This window comes from Hoeflea algicola, assembly GCF_026619415.1.
GTDB lineage: Bacteria > Pseudomonadota > Alphaproteobacteria > Rhizobiales > Rhizobiaceae > Hoeflea > Hoeflea algicola.
This window is the reverse complement of sequence record NZ_JAOVZR010000001.1, coordinates 2,998,389-3,013,627: the sequence shown is the minus strand read 5'-3', so window position 1 is coordinate 3,013,627 and position 15,239 is coordinate 2,998,389. Positions and strand designations below refer to the sequence as shown.

Annotated in this window: 17 protein-coding genes and 1 pseudogene; 13 read left to right on the top strand and 5 right to left on the bottom strand. The window is 60.9% G+C overall.

Annotation, left to right across the window (positions count from 1 at the left end; genetic code table 11):
• Nucleotides 1-4: 4 nt before the first annotated feature.
• The 4 genes from OEG84_RS14765 (at nucleotide 5) to OEG84_RS14750 (ending at nucleotide 4,409) form a co-directional block, all read left to right on the top strand.
• A complete protein-coding gene (locus OEG84_RS14765) occupies nucleotides 5-769 on the top strand; it encodes an ABC transporter permease (RefSeq protein ID WP_267656190.1) in 765 nt (254 codons plus the stop codon).
• On the top strand, nucleotides 766-1,515 hold the full coding sequence (locus tag OEG84_RS14760) for an ABC transporter ATP-binding protein (protein WP_267654458.1): 750 nt from the start codon (nucleotides 766-768) through the stop codon (nucleotides 1,513-1,515). The genes OEG84_RS14765 and OEG84_RS14760 overlap by 4 nt, the downstream gene beginning before the upstream one ends.
• 2 nt (nucleotides 1,516-1,517) lie before the next feature.
• The gene (locus tag OEG84_RS14755; RefSeq protein WP_267654457.1) at nucleotides 1,518-2,501 is read left to right on the top strand and encodes an ABC transporter substrate-binding protein; all 984 of its coding nucleotides are present in this window, start codon (nucleotides 1,518-1,520) and stop codon (nucleotides 2,499-2,501) included.
• 141 nt (nucleotides 2,502-2,642) lie between these two features.
• Nucleotides 2,643-4,409: an SLC13 family permease gene (locus OEG84_RS14750; RefSeq protein ID WP_324288213.1), complete on the top strand. Its 1,767-nt coding sequence runs from the start codon at nucleotides 2,643-2,645 to the stop codon at nucleotides 4,407-4,409.
• A gap of 161 nt (nucleotides 4,410-4,570) precedes the next feature.
• Here OEG84_RS14750 and OEG84_RS14745 read toward each other — a convergent pair whose 3' ends face one another.
• Nucleotides 4,571-4,762: a hypothetical protein gene (locus tag OEG84_RS14745; protein ID WP_267654455.1), complete on the bottom strand. Its 192-nt coding sequence runs from the start codon at nucleotides 4,760-4,762 to the stop codon at nucleotides 4,571-4,573.
• Between the two features lie 123 nt (nucleotides 4,763-4,885).
• The gene (gene trhA, locus OEG84_RS14740; protein WP_267654454.1) at nucleotides 4,886-5,521 is read right to left on the bottom strand and encodes a PAQR family membrane homeostasis protein TrhA; all 636 of its coding nucleotides are present in this window, start codon (nucleotides 5,519-5,521) and stop codon (nucleotides 4,886-4,888) included.
• A gap of 508 nt (nucleotides 5,522-6,029) precedes the next feature.
• On the opposite strand from trhA, the gene tnpC reads away from it, so the two are divergent.
• Nucleotides 6,030-7,307 carry an IS66 family transposase gene (gene tnpC / locus OEG84_RS14735; RefSeq protein WP_267651873.1) on the top strand — a complete coding sequence of 426 codons (1,278 nt, stop codon included), beginning with the start codon at nucleotides 6,030-6,032 and terminating at the stop codon, nucleotides 7,305-7,307.
• A gap of 68 nt (nucleotides 7,308-7,375) precedes the next feature.
• Here tnpC and OEG84_RS14730 read toward each other — a convergent pair.
• Nucleotides 7,376-7,636: pseudogene (locus OEG84_RS14730) on the bottom strand (IS66 family transposase); the annotation flags it as partial.
• A 12-nt stretch (nucleotides 7,637-7,648) separates the two neighbouring features.
• Nucleotides 7,649-8,413, bottom strand: a complete 765-nt coding sequence (locus OEG84_RS14725) for a GYF domain-containing protein (RefSeq protein WP_267654453.1) — start codon at nucleotides 8,411-8,413, stop codon at nucleotides 7,649-7,651.
• 608 nt (nucleotides 8,414-9,021) lie between these two features.
• Between OEG84_RS14725 and ffh the strand changes: the two genes are divergently transcribed.
• From ffh to trmD, 5 genes are all read left to right on the top strand, one after another.
• On the top strand, nucleotides 9,022-10,599 hold the full coding sequence (gene ffh / locus OEG84_RS14720) for a signal recognition particle protein (protein WP_267654452.1): 1,578 nt from the start codon (nucleotides 9,022-9,024) through the stop codon (nucleotides 10,597-10,599).
• Between the two features lie 9 nt (nucleotides 10,600-10,608).
• Complete coding sequence (locus OEG84_RS14715) at nucleotides 10,609-10,905, top strand: chorismate mutase (RefSeq protein ID WP_267654451.1); 297 nt, start codon at nucleotides 10,609-10,611, stop codon at nucleotides 10,903-10,905.
• Between the two features lie 77 nt (nucleotides 10,906-10,982).
• On the top strand, nucleotides 10,983-11,390 hold the full coding sequence (gene rpsP, locus OEG84_RS14710; protein ID WP_267654450.1) for a 30S ribosomal protein S16: 408 nt from the start codon (nucleotides 10,983-10,985) through the stop codon (nucleotides 11,388-11,390).
• A gap of 134 nt (nucleotides 11,391-11,524) precedes the next feature.
• Nucleotides 11,525-12,103, top strand: a complete 579-nt coding sequence (rimM, locus tag OEG84_RS14705; RefSeq protein WP_267654449.1) for a ribosome maturation factor RimM — start codon at nucleotides 11,525-11,527, stop codon at nucleotides 12,101-12,103.
• The gene (trmD, locus tag OEG84_RS14700) at nucleotides 12,103-12,852 is read left to right on the top strand and encodes a tRNA (guanosine(37)-N1)-methyltransferase TrmD (RefSeq protein ID WP_267654448.1); all 750 of its coding nucleotides are present in this window, start codon (nucleotides 12,103-12,105) and stop codon (nucleotides 12,850-12,852) included. Before rimM ends, trmD begins: the two co-directional genes overlap by 1 nt.
• Here trmD and OEG84_RS14695 read toward each other — a convergent pair.
• On the bottom strand, nucleotides 12,837-13,580 hold the full coding sequence (locus OEG84_RS14695; RefSeq protein WP_267654447.1) for a sulfite exporter TauE/SafE family protein: 744 nt from the start codon (nucleotides 13,578-13,580) through the stop codon (nucleotides 12,837-12,839). The two genes, trmD and OEG84_RS14695, sit on opposite strands and share 16 nt — an antisense overlap.
• Nucleotides 13,581-13,857: 277 nt before the next feature.
• On the opposite strand from OEG84_RS14695, the gene rplS reads away from it, so the two are divergent.
• The 3 genes from rplS to OEG84_RS14680 all read left to right on the top strand — a co-directional run bounded on the left by rplS (nucleotide 13,858) and on the right by OEG84_RS14680 (nucleotide 15,194).
• The gene (rplS, locus tag OEG84_RS14690; RefSeq protein WP_267654446.1) at nucleotides 13,858-14,424 is read left to right on the top strand and encodes a 50S ribosomal protein L19; all 567 of its coding nucleotides are present in this window, start codon (nucleotides 13,858-13,860) and stop codon (nucleotides 14,422-14,424) included.
• Between the two features lie 298 nt (nucleotides 14,425-14,722).
• The gene (locus OEG84_RS14685) at nucleotides 14,723-14,971 is read left to right on the top strand and encodes a flagellar basal body rod protein (RefSeq protein WP_267654445.1); all 249 of its coding nucleotides are present in this window, start codon (nucleotides 14,723-14,725) and stop codon (nucleotides 14,969-14,971) included.
• An 82-nt stretch (nucleotides 14,972-15,053) separates the two neighbouring features.
• Entirely contained in the window at nucleotides 15,054-15,194 is a 141-nt protein-coding gene (locus OEG84_RS14680) for a hypothetical protein (RefSeq protein ID WP_267654444.1), read from the top strand.
• Nucleotides 15,195-15,239 lie beyond the last annotated feature (45 nt).

Sequence of the window (15,239 nt, the reverse complement as noted above, 5' to 3'; positions counted from 1 at the left end):
TGTTATGGCGGCAAGGCTTGTTCAAGGCCTGCCAGCCATTCTCAGTGTGCTCGCGGCTCTCGCCGTGTGGGAGCTCTATGTCCGGCTGTCGGGTATTTCGGCGCTGGTGCTGCCGGCGCCATCGCGGGTGGCGGGGCAGATCGTCGCCAACCGCGAGCTGCTGTGGGCCAACACCGTGCCCACCCTGCAGGCGACGCTGACCGGCTTCGCCTTCTCGGTCTCGGTGGCGTTTCTGCTGTCGCTGCTGATTGATTTCACCCCGAAGCTCAGGCGTGCGCTGTTTCCGGTGTTTGTCATCAGCCAGACCCTGCCGCTGGTGGCGATCGCGCCGCTGGTGGTGCTGTGGTTCGGCTTCGGGTTGACGCCCAAGATCCTGCTGGTGGCGCTGGTCACCTTTTTCCCGATACTGGTGGGGCTGGTCGATGGCTATGACTCCACCGAGCCTGACATCGAGGCGCTGCTCGGCTCCATGGGCGCCTCGCGGTGGAGCATCTTTCGCCGCGCCCGGTTCCCCTCGGCGATGCCCTATTTCTTTTCCGGTCTGCGGATCTCGATCACCTATGCGGTGGTGGCGGCGATATTCGCTGAATATGTCGGTGCCCGCGCCGGCCTCGGCATCGTCATTCTCAACGCCAAGAACAGTTTTCGCCCCGACCTGATGCTCGCCGCCGTGGTGATCAGTTCATTGCTGACGCTGGTGCTGTTTGGCGCCACCGCGCTGCTGCAACGCCTCGTGTTGAGTTGGCGGCATGCGGGGGCTGCGCCATGACTATGCTCGAAATCACCAGTGTCTCCCTCGCACTTGGCGGCACGCCGGTGCTCGACGATATCTCGCTGCATGTCGCCAAAGGCGAGTTCGTGTCGATCCTTGGACCATCCGGGTGCGGCAAATCCAGCCTGTTCCGACTGCTCACCGGTGCGTTGTCCGCGGATCGCGGAACCATCAACGTCAATGGCGCGCCGCTGTCGGCAAAGCCTCAAGCCTTCGCCTTCATGCCGCAGCGCGATGCGCTGATGCCGTGGCGGCGGATCATCGACAACGTCATCCTCGGGCTGGAAGTGCAGGGGATGGATCGCACTGAGGCGCGAGCGAAAGTGCTGCCGCTGTTTGCCACTTTCGGCCTCGAAGGTTTCGAGCAGCATTACCCGGCGCAACTCTCGGGCGGCATGCGCCAGCGCGCAGCACTTCTGCGCACCATCGTGCAGGACCGGCCGATCCAACTGCTCGACGAGCCGTTCGGCGCACTTGATGCGCTGACCCGGGCGGAGATGCAGGGCTGGCTGGAAAGCCGCTGGCAGCAAGCGCACTGGACCACGCTGCTGGTTACCCATGATGTGCGCGAAGCGGTGGCGTTGTCTGACCGTATCTACGTGTTCTCACGTCGTCCGGCCCGGGTCATCGCCGAGTTTGCCGTGCCCGGCCCGCGCCCGCGCCTCGGCCGTGCGCCCTCGGCCGAGGCCATCCAGCTCGAAGCTCAACTTCTCGACACCCTTCTCACCCAAACCGGAGACTGATCATGAAACATCTTCTCACAGCGCTTGCCTTGCTCATCGCCGTGCCCGCGATGGCTGCCGAAAAGCTCACCGTGGCGCTCGACTGGACGCCAAACACCAATCATGTCGGGCTCTACGTCGCCCAGGCGAAAGGCTGGTTCAAAGAGGCCGGGCTCGACGTCGAGATCCTGCCCTATACCGACACCTCGTCGGGCACGCTTGTTTCGACCGGCGTGGCGCAGTTCGGCATCTTGAGCGCTGTCAGCTTCCACAGCCAGCGCTCGATGGGTGCCGACATGACGGCAGTGATGGCGGTGGTGCAGCACGAGACCGGGCGGCTGGTGTTCAACGGCGAGCGCGAGGATATCCAGCGTCCCGCCGATCTCGATGGAAAGATTTATGCCGGTTTCGGCAGTGCTTGGGAAAACGCGCTGATCGCCTCGATTATCAAGCACGATGGCGGCAAGGGTACCTTCGACACGGTGACGCTCGGCACCTCGGCTTATGAGGCGCTGGCCAATGGCTCGGTCGATTTCACCCTGGAAGTCAGCACCTGGGAAGGTGTGAACTCGGTGCTTCTGGGCCGGCCGCAACGCGCATTCAGCTATGCCGATTACGGCGTGCCGGATCAGCACACCACCTTTCTGGGCGGCAACGCCACCTGGCTCGCCGCCAATGCGGAAACGGCAAGTGCCTTCGTGCAAGCTGCGCAGCGTGGCTACGCCTTTGCCGCCGACAATCCCGATGAAGCAGCCGAGATGCTGATTGCGGAAACGGGCGGCATGCTGTCGAATCCGGATCTGGTCCATGCTTCGATGCAGGCGTTGGTTGACGGCGGGTTTCTTCGTGATGCGGGCGAACCGGTAGGCCTGATCGACGCTGATCTGATCACCGGCATCACCGGGTTCCTGTTTGAAGCCGGGATCCTGCGTGACGCCAATGGCGACACACTCACCGAAATGCCGGACGTGTCGGAGTGGACCACCAACGCTTATCTCGCCAAGTAAAAATCGAGACAAAACCGGAGCTGCCCCGGTGGCTCCGGTTGATCTGCATGCGCGTTGCGGAAACCGGTTGACCGAAAATTGCCGCCATGTAACCCAAGTCGTGACTGTGCACATCGCACGCCGCGCAACGGGATGGGTTCCATGACCACCGACCAGATCATGCTCTTTGGCATCCTCATTGTCCTGTTCGGGATGCTGGTCTGGGGCCGTTTCCGCTACGATTTCGTTGCCTTTGTGGCGCTGCTGGTCACGGTGCTTGTCGGGCTGATCGAGCCGGATCAGGCGTTTCACGGCTTTGGCCATCCGGCTGTCGTCATCATCGCGCTGGTACTGATCGTCTCGCGCGGGTTGATGAATTCCGGCGCGGTCGAATTCATCGCCCGCTTCGTCACCAGCCCCGACCGGGCCCTGCCGGTGCATATCGGCATCATGGCGGTGGTCGGCGCAATTCTGTCGGCGATCATCAACAATGTTGCGGCGCTTGCGCTGCTGATGACGCTCGACATGGACGCGGCGCGCAAGGCCAAGCGTGCGGTGTCGCTGTCGCTGATGCCCCTGTCCTTCGGCACCATCCTTGGCGGCATGATCACCCTGATCGGCACGCCGCCCAACATCGTCATTGCTCAGTACCGCCAGGATGTGCTCGGCGAACCGTTCTCGATGTTCGATTTCGCCCCGGTCGGCATCGCGGTAGCGGCCGTCGGGATCATCTACGTCGCCTTCATCGGTTGGCGGCTGATTCCGACCCGGCCCGACGCGATGTCGCTGGAGGGAGACGCGGGGCTCTATGTTGCCGAGGCCCGGGTCAAGGAAGGGTCCAAATCGATCGGCCAGTCGGTGGGCGAACTCTATCCCGTTGCCGACGAGAACGATGTGACCATTCTCGGTCTGGCGCGGCAGGGCAAGCGTCTGCCCGGCTTCTCGCAGGCCCGCGAGATCCGCGAAGGCGATTTCCTGGTGTTGGAGGGCGACCCGAAACAGATCGAGGCCTTCATGGGCGCCGCCGAGCTGGACACCATCGGCACTGAGGAACATGGCGGCCTGATGGGCAAGTCGCTCTCGCTGGTCGAGGCTATCGTGCCGGAAGACGCCAAGGTCGTCGGCCGCACCATGCTCGGGCTCAGGCTGATCCAGCGTCACGGGGTGACGCTGCTCGGCGTCTCGCGCCAGGGAAAGCGCTTCCGCGAGCGGGTGAGCAGCCTGACGATCAAGGCCGGTGACCTGCTGCTCCTGATCGGGCCCGACAAGAACATCGCCGCCGCCAGCAACTGGCTGGGTGTGCTGCCCTTGGAAAACCGCCGGCTCGAAGTGCTGCAGCGGACCAAGGCGCTGCTGGCCATCTCTATCTTCGCCGCCGCGATCGCTCTGTCTGTTCTGGGCATCACCTCGCTGGCGATTGCGTTGGGGATGTGCGTGGTGGCTTATCTGCTGCTCGGCATCATCAGCGGCCGCGATTTTTACGCGCTGATCCAGTGGAAGGTGATCGTGCTCCTGGCCTGCCTGATCCCTGTCGCTGCGGCGCTGGAAGATACTGGCGGTAGTCAGCTGATTGCCAATCTGATCGTCACACAGACCGCCAATCTGCCGGCCTGGGGCGTGCTGGCGGTGCTGATGATCATCACCATGACGCTGTCGGATTTTCTCAACAATGTCGCCACCGCGCTGATCGCGGCCCCCATCGGTGTCAGCGTCGCGGGTTCCATTGGCGCCAATCCCGATCCGTTCCTGATGGGCGTGGCCGTCGCCGCCTCCTGCGCCTTCCTCACCCCGATCGGCCACAAGAACAACACCATCATCATGGGCCCCGGCAACTACCGCTTCGGCGACTACTGGCGCATGGGGCTGATGCTGGAAGTGCTGGTGATTCTGGTGGGCGTGCCGATGATTGCCTGGGTGTGGCCGTTCTGAGATTGGCTGCTCATCCCCTATCGGGGAAACGGGCGGGTCGACCTGAATTCATAGGCCGCGCGGCGGAACCCTCGGGTAATGGACCTGCGTTCGATCCCGGTTAAGGCCGGCAACCGTGAGCCGTGCGGCAGCCTTTCTCACCGCCAAATTTTTTCAGGTGTCTATCGTGTTACGGCGGGAAAGCGCGGCAACCGATCCACCTTGGCCCAGTCCGGCCAGCCGATAGTGTGCTCGATAATGACGATTACAGCTGAGATGGCGATCGCTGTTCCCACCGCCACAAGCCAGCTTTTCGACGGGGGGCGACGGACCCAGTAGGCCATGCGAAGCATCAGGCGGAAAAATATGTCCATGGCTCGATCATAATACGCGGGCCCGGCTTGTTTCCAGCCGAAGGTTGAAACGGCGTGGGCAACCATTCTTGGCGTCGCTCCGCCTTTACCGTTTGCAGCTTCCGCAATGCCTCGGGGATTGCGTTACAGCGAGCCGGGTTGTGTCACCAGAAAGGTGATGGCCGCAAAGAAGCAGGCAGAGGCGGCGATGACAAACCCATGCCAGATCGCGTTTGCGAACTTCATCGTCTTGGACGCATGGAAAACCACGCCAACGGTGTAGAGCAACCCGCCGGCGACGATAAAGCCAAGCGGCAGCTCCGCCCATGAAGACCAGATCAGGACGATGCTCATCCAGCCCATGACCAGATAAAGCGCCGGGCCAAAACGGCCGGGCGTGCTCCAGAACACCAGCTTGAGCGTCATGCCGACGATTGCCAGCGCCCAGACAACGCCAAGCACAACATAGGCCAGGCCGCTGCCGATCATTACGACCAGCGGCGTATAGGTGCCTGCAATTTTGAGATAGATCGCCGCATGGTCGATCCGGCGCAGAACCGGCCGGATGCTCTCCCACGGGGTCATGTGATAAAAGGCCGAGGCTGTAAAAGTGGCAATCAGGGTGATCGCATAAACCGATGTTGCGGCGATTTCCCAGGCCGAGGCGACCGGGGCGGACCACATCAGCAACAGGCTGGCCCCAAGCACCGAACCGATGACGCCGATGGCATGCATGCTGCCGTCCACAACCCGTTCTGACCTTGTATAGGTGGGATACATTCTGCGCCTTCAATCTCCGCATCGACACCAGATGATGGCCGTGCAAGCAGGCAAATTCAAGGAAGACATTGTTGAAATTCTTGCTGACTGTCGAGATTGGCATTTTGCGGCGGTGCGCAATTAAGCCTGTCCGCTTTGGGTTTGAAGAAATGAGCGCAGCCTCAACACGCGCCTAACGGGAAGTCAGCTCGCGGCTCTATCGGCGCCAGCCCCTACCCGTTCCTGATGGGCGTGGTGGAACGTCTTTCACTTCAAAGAAGACCCATTAGGACGGCTGCTTTCCTTCGGCGAGAGGGAGAGACAGTAAAAGGTGGCAGCCGAAGGTGTGAAAACTTGCCGAATGTCCGTTTTATGGTTGGTTTCTGGTTGCTAATCTGTCTATCGTATCGACATGTAAGAATTGCATTGGAACAAAATTAATTGCTGGTTAGATGCTGGGTGTAAGGGGGTATCAATGGTAATTACCCACCCCCTTGCCATGCACCACAATGTCTGAATCCATGATGATATGGATCGGACTGATTTGCAGCAGCTGAGCAAGGACGAATTGATCGAGATGGTGCTTCGGCTCCAACGGCCTTCCAAGGATTCTCGGACGTCTTCCAAGCCGCCCTCGACGGACAAGAAAGAGAAACGCGTCAACTCACGACCGGGTGGAGCCAAGCCCGGGCATGAACCCCACAATAGGGTGCTGGCGGATTTTGCCGACATGTTTCGCGATCATGAACCGACCGCCTGCAAGAGATGCGGCCATGCGTTTTCCGGTGATGATACGATGGTGCTGGCCGGGGCCTATGACGAGATCGATATTCCTGCGATCCGTCCTCATGTCACCCGGCATCGGCGTTTTTCCTGTCATTGCCCGCAATGCGGCACGACAACAAAAGCCACCGCACCTGCCGTGGCAACCGCAACGCCGTTCGGGCCAGGCATTCACGCGCTGGCGATCTACCTCAAGAGTTTCCATGCATTGTCTTACGAACGCCTGAGCGGTGTGTTCATGGATATCTTCGGCCTTAATGTGAGCGAGGGCGCGATCATGAACATGTTTTCCCGCTCCCGTCCGAGCTTCCAGGCCACAGCACAGGCCGCCAAGGCCAGCCTTCGAGCCGCCCGCGTTGTCGCCAGCGACGAAACCGGTGTGCGTATCGAGGGCACAAATGCCCAACACTGGGTTTTTCATTGCAAGGATGCTGTTGTCCACCAGCCCGATTACTCCCGTGCAGCACGGGTCGTTCACGAGACCATGGGCGGCCATGTCCCCGAGGTATGGATATCTGATCGGTATTCAGCCCAGCAATCTCACGGCCATCGACATCAAACCTGCCTTGCACATTTGGCGCGTGATACAGCCTTTGCGCTGGAACATGGCGAGGATGATCTCCCTCTTCGCTTCCAGCTTTGGTTTGGCCGTGTGTTTGATTTCGCCAGAGCCATAAGCACATTCGCTGCGTCTACCGTCGCAAGCAAGAAGCGCAAATTCGATAAACAGCTTGCCGGGCTTCTATGCGCCCCGACTTCGTGCGACCTGGCCCAAAAGCTCCAGGCCAAGATCGGGCGGGCCCGCGATCAGCTGCTGACGTTTTGCGACTATCCCGGAGAAGTCGATGTCACCAACAACACATCTGAGCGAAAGCTCCGTCCATGGGTCATTCAGCGAAAGGTGACAAACGGATATCGCGCCATGTGGGCCGCCCAAGCAGAGGCGGATGTACGCACGACCATCGACACCGCCCGCCTCAAAGGCGCAAACCCCTTCCAGGTCATCGCATCCGTCCTGGCATAGGCCGGTAGAAGAACCGGAAATCACGAATTCGGGGGTGGGTAATTACCCCCGGCCAGCACCATCGTATCATCACCGGAAAACGCATGGCCGCATCTCTTGCAGGCGGTCGGTTCATGATCGCGAAACATGTCGGCAAAATCCGCCAGCACCCTATTGTGGGGTTCATGCCCGGGCTTGGCTCCACCCGGTCGTGAGTTGACGCGTTTCTCTTTCTTGTCCGTCGAGGGCGGCTTGGAAGACGTCCGAGAATCCTTGGAAGGCCGTTGGAGCCGAAGCACCATCTCGATCAATTCGTCCTTGCTCAGCTGCTGCAAATCAGTCCGATCCATATCATCATGGATTCAGACATTGTGGTGCATGGCAAGGGGGTGGGTAATTACTCGGTGACTGCCAATGTCGTATCCATCGAGAAGATTCCTCATGGCTTGGTAAGGTTTCCAAAACCAGGCGATTGGCACGAAGTACCAATAAACCGCCCCCGCCGCCGTGACCGACTGTCCACCGCGTAGGCGGATAAGATTTGCTGTTGATCTATATTTCCACATCATGAAAAGTACGACGCCAATCAAAATTGGTGTAAATATAACAGACAGCCATTCTGAGCTTTCAAAATATAAAACTTTCCGATAACTCTGATTTATGTCATTCTTTACCTTATAAATCCCGTAGAATTCTCCAGACGCTATAATTATATTAATCCAAACAAAAAAACGTAGAGCACTGCTCAATGTATTGTTTCGATAAAAATGATTGTGATCATATGTTTTTTGATGGTTAGGGGGCGGCGAGACCGTGGGCTTGGATTGATGCGGAGAGGTCTCTCGCGGGGCGTCGAATAGCTTCGAGAGAGCTGCTTCGTCAGACTCTGCCTGTTCTTTCGAGATTGCGGTGTTCGCCGGAATATTTGGTGAGCTGGTCTTGTCGCTGACTAGGCCCTGCAATTCCGTCTGGTTCAGGGGCTTCCATTCCCCCGAGACTTCCGACCACACACTCGTATGGCCATCGATGACGCCGGCCTGAATTAGTGTTTTGATCTGGTCCGGAGCAAACGGACCTTTCTTCTCGCCGCTCTGAACATAATACCAATGCGCAACCAAATCGCCCATTTGCTGTTCCCCCTTAACATCTGGACCAAACCGCATATACACTGCAATTGGTAATTGCGAAATGGTTAGAGAAATTCGTCCTGATCCGGATATCTGCCGGTCGCAATTGCAACAGAATACGCGACGGCGAAGGCGCCGGCATGCCCGATGTCCGGCTTCAGTTTCGGTCGCCAAGTAGCGCCCGGAAAGCGCTGCGTAGTGCGCGTGAATCGTTTGAGTGTCAGGGGTCGCTGGTGCCGGTGATCCGGCCGCACCACCAAGGCCAACATCGCCATGGATGCGGGGCTGTTGGCGGTAGTGGACGCAACGGCACGTGAGCGCGGTCTGACCCGATCGGCATTTCTCGCCGATCTCGCGCGCCGTGAAATCGCCGGCTGAGCCATGCCAGACACCCCCCAACCTTGACTCAGCCGTCCTTTTCCTGTTTATCCCGCTCAAATCTGCTACGAGCATGACTCCGAGCCGCCGACCGGGACCCGTAATGGTATAAATCGATCCCGGAGGCCAACACCCGACAGCGCGATGCGCCCTCGGGTGCTGTTTGGCTTTGCTTGATGTTCGCCCCATATCTGTTGAAGTGTTTTCTTCAGCAAAAACAGGACGACCCTATGTTTGATACTCTCCAGGACCGGCTTGGCTCCATCCTCAACAATCTGACCGGGCGCGGCGCCCTGTCGGAGAAGGATGTGTCTGAAGCCATGCGGGAGGTTCGCCGCGCGCTGCTGGAGGCCGACGTGGCGCTGGAAGTGGTGCGCGGGTTCACCGACCGGGTGCGCGAGAAAGCCGTTGGCGCCGAGATCGTCAAGTCGATCAAGCCGGGCCAGATGGTGGTCAAGCTGGTTCATGACGAGCTGGTGGCGCTCTTGGGCGAAGAAGGCGTGCCGATCGATCTCAATGCGGCCGCCCCCGTCGTCATCATGATGGTCGGCCTGCAGGGCTCGGGTAAAACCACGACATCGGCGAAGATTGCCGCGCGGATGGAAAAGCGCGACCGCAAGAAAGTGCTGATGGCCTCGCTCGACACCCGTCGTCCGGCGGCGCAGGAGCAGCTCAGGCAATTGGGCGAGCAGACAGGTGTCGCCACCCTGCCGGTGATCGACGGCCAGCAGCCCGCCGATATTGCCGCGCGCGCGGTGCAGGCGGCCAAGCTTGGTGGCCACGATGTGGTCATTCTTGACACCGCCGGCCGCACCCATATCGACGAGCCGCTGATGGCCGAAATGGCCGAAATCAAGAAGCGCGCCAACCCGCATGAAATCCTGCTGGTGGCCGATGCGCTGACCGGCCAGGACGCCGTCAATCTGGCGCGCAGCTTCGATGAACGCGTCGGCATTTCCGGGCTGGTGCTGACCCGCATGGACGGTGATGGCCGCGGCGGCGCGGCGCTGTCGATGCGGGCTGTCACCGGCAAGCCGATCAAGCTGATTGGTACCGGCGAAAAGATGGACGCGCTGGAGGAATTCCATCCCCGCCGCGTCGCCGACCGGATCCTGGGCATGGGCGATATCGTCAGCCTGGTCGAGAAGGCGGCGGAAAGCTTCGACGCCGACAAGGCGCAGGTGATGGCCGCGCGGATGAAGGCCGGCAAGTTCGATCTCAACGATCTTGCCGATCAGCTCGGGCAGATGCAGAAGCTTGGCGGCATGGGCGGCATCATGGGGATGATGCCCGGCATGGGCAAGATGAAGGACCAGATGTCGGCGGCCGGCATGGACGACAAGACATTCGCCCGCCAGCTCGCCATCATCGGCTCGATGACCAAGGCCGAGCGCGCCAATCCCGAGGTGCTCAAGCATTCGCGCAAGAAGCGCATCGCCAAGGGCTCGGGCACTGACGCGGCAGCGATCAACAAGCTTCTGAAGATGCACCGGCAGATGGCCGACATGATGAAAGCCATGGGCGGCAAGGGCAAGGGCGGCGGCATGATGCGCGCAGCCATGGGCGGCCTCGCCTCGAAGATGGGCCTTCCCGGCGGAATGGGTGGAATGCCAGGGGGCATGCCGGATCTGTCGAAGATGGATCCCAAGCAGCTCGAAGCACTGCAGAAGCAGGCCGAGGCCGCGGGTCTCGGCAAGGGCGGCATGCCGGGACTTGGCGGCGGCATGCCTGGTGGTTTGCCAGGTTTGGGCGGACCGAAGCTACCCGGTCTTGGCGGCGGTCTTCCCGGCCTGCCGAAAAAGAAGTGAGGGGACTGCATGACCGAGAACAATGACGCCATTGCGCAGCTCACTGAATTCCGTCGTTCGATCGATAATTTCGATGCGGCACTGATTCACATATTGGCCGAGCGCTTCCGGGTGACCAAGGCTGTCGGCGCGCTGAAGGCATCGGCCGATCTGCCGCCGTCAGACCCTAACCGTGAGGCCGAGCAGGTCGCCCGTCTGCGCGAGCTGGCAAAATCCGCCGATCTCGATCCGGATTTTGCCGAGAAATTCCTCGAATTCGTCATTCGCGAAGTGATCCAGCATCACAAGCAGGCGGCTTCGAAATAACCACCCGATCTGGCGCTGTCCGGCGTCCGAAGACATTCAACCAAGTCAACAAAGTTGCTCAATCGAAGGAAAAGAAAATGGGATTGAAAATTCGTCTGGCCCGTGGCGGCTCCAAGAAGCGTCCTTACTACCACGTTGTCATCGCCGACGTGCGCAGCCCGCGTGATGGCCGTTTCATCGAGCGTCTGGGTTACTGGAACCCGATGCTGCCCAAGGACGATGCTGCCCGTGTCAGCCTCAACCAGGAACGCATCCAGCATTGGCTCGATCACGGCGCGCTGCCGACCGACCGCGTCGCCCGCTTCATGGCTGAAGCCGGCATGATGACCCGCGATGCCCGTTCCAACCCGAACAAGGCCCAGCCCGGCAAGAAGGCGCAGGAACGCGCTGCCGAGAAGAAGCAGAAGGAAGAGGATGCCGCAGCCGCCGCAGCCGAAGCCGCTTCTGCACCGGCTGAAGCCCCTGCCGAAGCGACTGCTGAATAAGCAGCGTTCGCGCATTTTGTGCATCCAGCGGGATGTACGCCGCTATGATGCGGGCGGCTTGATGCCGCCCGTTTCGCGTTGGAACCAGTGCGTTGTCCTGCTAATTGAACGATGCTCTATCTCCGGAGATGTCCATGACCAAGCTTGACCACCCCGTCCTCGTCGGCATCGTCGGCGCCGCGCAGGGCCTTCGCGGCGAAGTCCGGGTCAAGCCGTTCACCGACGATCCGTTGGCGCTGGGCGAGTATGGCACGCTGTTCACGCTCGACGGACGGCGTTTCGAGGTGCTCGACCTGCGCTTTGCAAAGACCGTCGTGGTGGTGCGGTTCCGCGGTGTCAACGACCGCAACGCCGCTGAGGCGCTGAAGGGTTTGGAGCTCTATATCGACCGCACAAGCCTGCCCGACGAGACGCTGGAAGAGGGCGAGTTCTTCCATGCCGATCTGGAGGGGCTGGAAGCCTGGGATGCGGAAGGCCTGTTCTGGGGCACGGTCGGCGGTGTGTTCGATTTTGGCGGCGGCGATCTGCTGGAATTGCGCCAGGACGGCAAGAAGCCGGTGGTGATCCCGTTCACGCTGGCCGCGGTGCCGCAGGTCGATATCGCCAATGGCAGGCTCCTGGTCGACCCGCTGGCTGCCGGGCTGATCGATACCGGCGAGGATGACGAGGACGACGGAAATGATGGCGGGGACGGCAACGGGAGCGGTTCGTAATGACCAGCGCCTCGGTTCCTGCCGCACCTCAAGCCACATCCAAAGACGCACGCGGTTTTCATGCCACGGTACTGACGCTCTATCCGGAGATGTTTCCCGGTCATCTCGGTCTGTCGCTGGCCGGCCGGGCGCTGGAACGTGGCGACGCAGTGATCGACCCGGTCAATATTCGCGATTTTGCCACCGGCAAGCACCGCAATGTCGATGACACGCCGGCCGGCGGCGGCGCCGGCATGGTGCTCAGGGCCGATGTGCTGGCACGCGCCATCGATGCCGTCAGCCCCGAGGATGATACGCGACCACGGCTGCTGATGAGCCCGCGGGGTGCGCCGCTGACGCAATCGCGGGTGCGCGAACTGGCTTCTGGCCCAGGTGCGGTCATTGTCTGCGGCCGGTTCGAAGGCGTCGACCAGCGGGTGATCGAAACCCGCAATCTCGAGGAAGTCTCGATTGGCGATTATGTGCTGTCGGGCGGGGAGCCTGCGGCGTTGACACTGCTCGATGCGGTGATCCGCGTATTGCCGGGGGTGATGGGCAACGCCCAGTCAGGCACCCATGAAAGTTTCGAGACCGGGCTGCTCGAGCATCCGCATTACACACGACCGCAAAGCTTCGAGGGCCGGGAGATCCCCCAGGTGCTGACCTCGGGCAATCACCAGGCGATCGAGGCCTGGCGGCAGGCGCAATCGCGGGCGCTGACGCGGGAACGGCGGCCCGAGCTGCTTGAAGATGATCAGCTCGAGAAATAATACCAGGTCAAGAGCAGGCCAACGCCGACGACGATGGCGCGAATGACAGTCTGCGGCACCCGCCTTGCCGCCCAGACCCCGGCATAGCCGCCAAGCGCGCCGGCCGGGATCATGATTATCGCCGGCAGCCAGGCCACCACGCCGCCGGTGGAAAAGACGACAATGGCGATCAGCGCGATGATGACGGCGACAAAATTCTTCAGCGCGTTGAGCTTGTGATAGTCGCCGCCCTTGGCGATGCCGAGCACCGCCAGCATCATGATGCCCATGCCGGCGCCGAAAAACCCGCCATAGATCGAGGTGAGAAACTGTCCCACCAGCCCGAGCCGCGAAATTGGTTGTTCGGCATGCAGCTTCTTGGGCCTGAGATAGGGTCCGGCGGCAAAAATCAGGGTCGCCGCCAAGAGCAGCCACGGCACCAGCGAGCGGAACGAGGGGTTGGACATCGACACCAGGATCAGCGCGCCGCCGAGACTGCCCACCAGCGACAGGCCAGCGAGTATCCAGGCCTCGCGCCCGGCCTCGCGTATTTCGGTGCGGTAGGCGAGCGCCGAGGTCACGTAGCCTGGAAACTGGGTCACCGAGGAAGTCGCGTTGGCCATGATCGGCGGAACGCCTGCCAGCGTCATGGCGCCGAAGGTGAGAAAAGTGCCACCGCCGGCAATGGCGTTGACGACGCTGGAGAGGAAACCAGCGCTGAACAGAAGAACAATATCGAAGAGGGACATGGCGGGCCGGGAACAACGGAAGGGGCTTGAGTTAAAGCACCGCATCGGCAGCCCGGCAAGGTCTTCGATTAAATCGCGTGACGGGCGTGACAAAAGGCCCCTGATGGTGTATCTGCCCCGGCGATCGGCAAAAGTCCGACAGCCGTGTCATGCGGCGCCTGCCAAACAATGAATGGTGAACCCGCTCCTGCCTTCACCGGCATAGCCCCGAGGAAACATCCGAGGCGGCAAGCTGAGAGCGCTCTGACCGTTTGAGAAAAACGAAAGGTCATGGACCATGAACATCATCCAGCAGCTGGAGGCCGAGCAGGCCGCCAAGATCGAAGCTTCCCGCAAGTTTCCCGAATTTTCCGCCGGTGACACGCTGCGCGTGCAGGTGCGCGTGACAGAAGGCAAGCGGACCCGTCTGCAGGCCTTCGAAGGCGTCTGCATCGCCCGCGCCGGCGCCGGCCTGAACGAAAGCTTCACGGTCCGCAAGATTTCCTATGGTGAAGGCGTCGAGCGCGTATTCCCGATCTATTCGCCGCTGGTCGAGGCAGTCGAAGTCGTCCGCCGCGGCAAGGTCCGTCGCGCCAAGCTCTATTACATGCGCGATCGTCGCGGCAAGTCGGCCCGTATCGTCGAGAACACCGGTACCCGTGCCCGCAAGCTCAACGATACCGAGCGTCAGGCACTGGCAGCCGAGAAGGCTCGCGTCGAGGCCGAGAAGATCGCGGCAGCACAGGCGCTGGCCGCCGAGAAGGCCGCAGCAGAAGCCGCTGAAGCCGCAGCCGCAAAGGCCGCTGCCGACGAAGCAGCAGCAGCCGCAGCCGCCGCACCGGCTGAAGAAGCCAAGAGCGAATAGTCCGCTCAATCCGAATTTGATGATCCTTCGGGGTCGTCCATCAAAGCGCCGGGCAACCGGCACTTTTTTGGTTTTGGGCAGACCTGCTCCCGTGGGGCGCTGCAGCGCCTTGAAATGATGCATGTCTGTTGTCGTTCAAACGGATTCACGTGAACCCGACATGCATTGCAGCCGGTCAGCCGACGCGATGGCAGCAAACCGTTCAAAACCGAATGACCGGCTTAATCTTCTGCTAATCCGGGTGCGCGACACTGTGCCTTCACGGGTAAAGTGCCTTCAGGGGTGCAGGGCAGGTCTGATGACGATTTCCTCGATTATGACAACCGCACTTTCGGGCATGCAGACCGAGCAGAACCGCATGGTCTCTGCAGCCAGTAACATTGCAAGTTCCGGTCCCGGTGCTGCAGCACAGACCGACGCGGAAATCGACCTTGCCTCCGAGATGCTTGATGTCATGTCTGCCGAAACCAACTACAAGGCCAACGCCCTGGTGCTCGAAGCCGGCGCCGACCTCTGGGACGTGCTGATGACCATCAAGCGCGATTGAGGGACGGCACGGCACCGAGGAGCAAAGCTCCGGGAACCATCGCACTGCCTGCGGCGTTTCACTGGTCCCAAAGGAGAGTGCCATGACCAAGAAACCCGACCAGCAGACAGACAAGAACAAGACCGGACCGGCGCCAGCCGAGCGCGAGGTCTCCGATCCCCATCCCGGCAGCGTATCGGATGGAACCCACCCGGAAGCAAACGAAGACAAGTCCGAGGACTGATGCCGCGTAATGGCAGCGGGTATGTTCTCAGTGCCGCAAATGTTG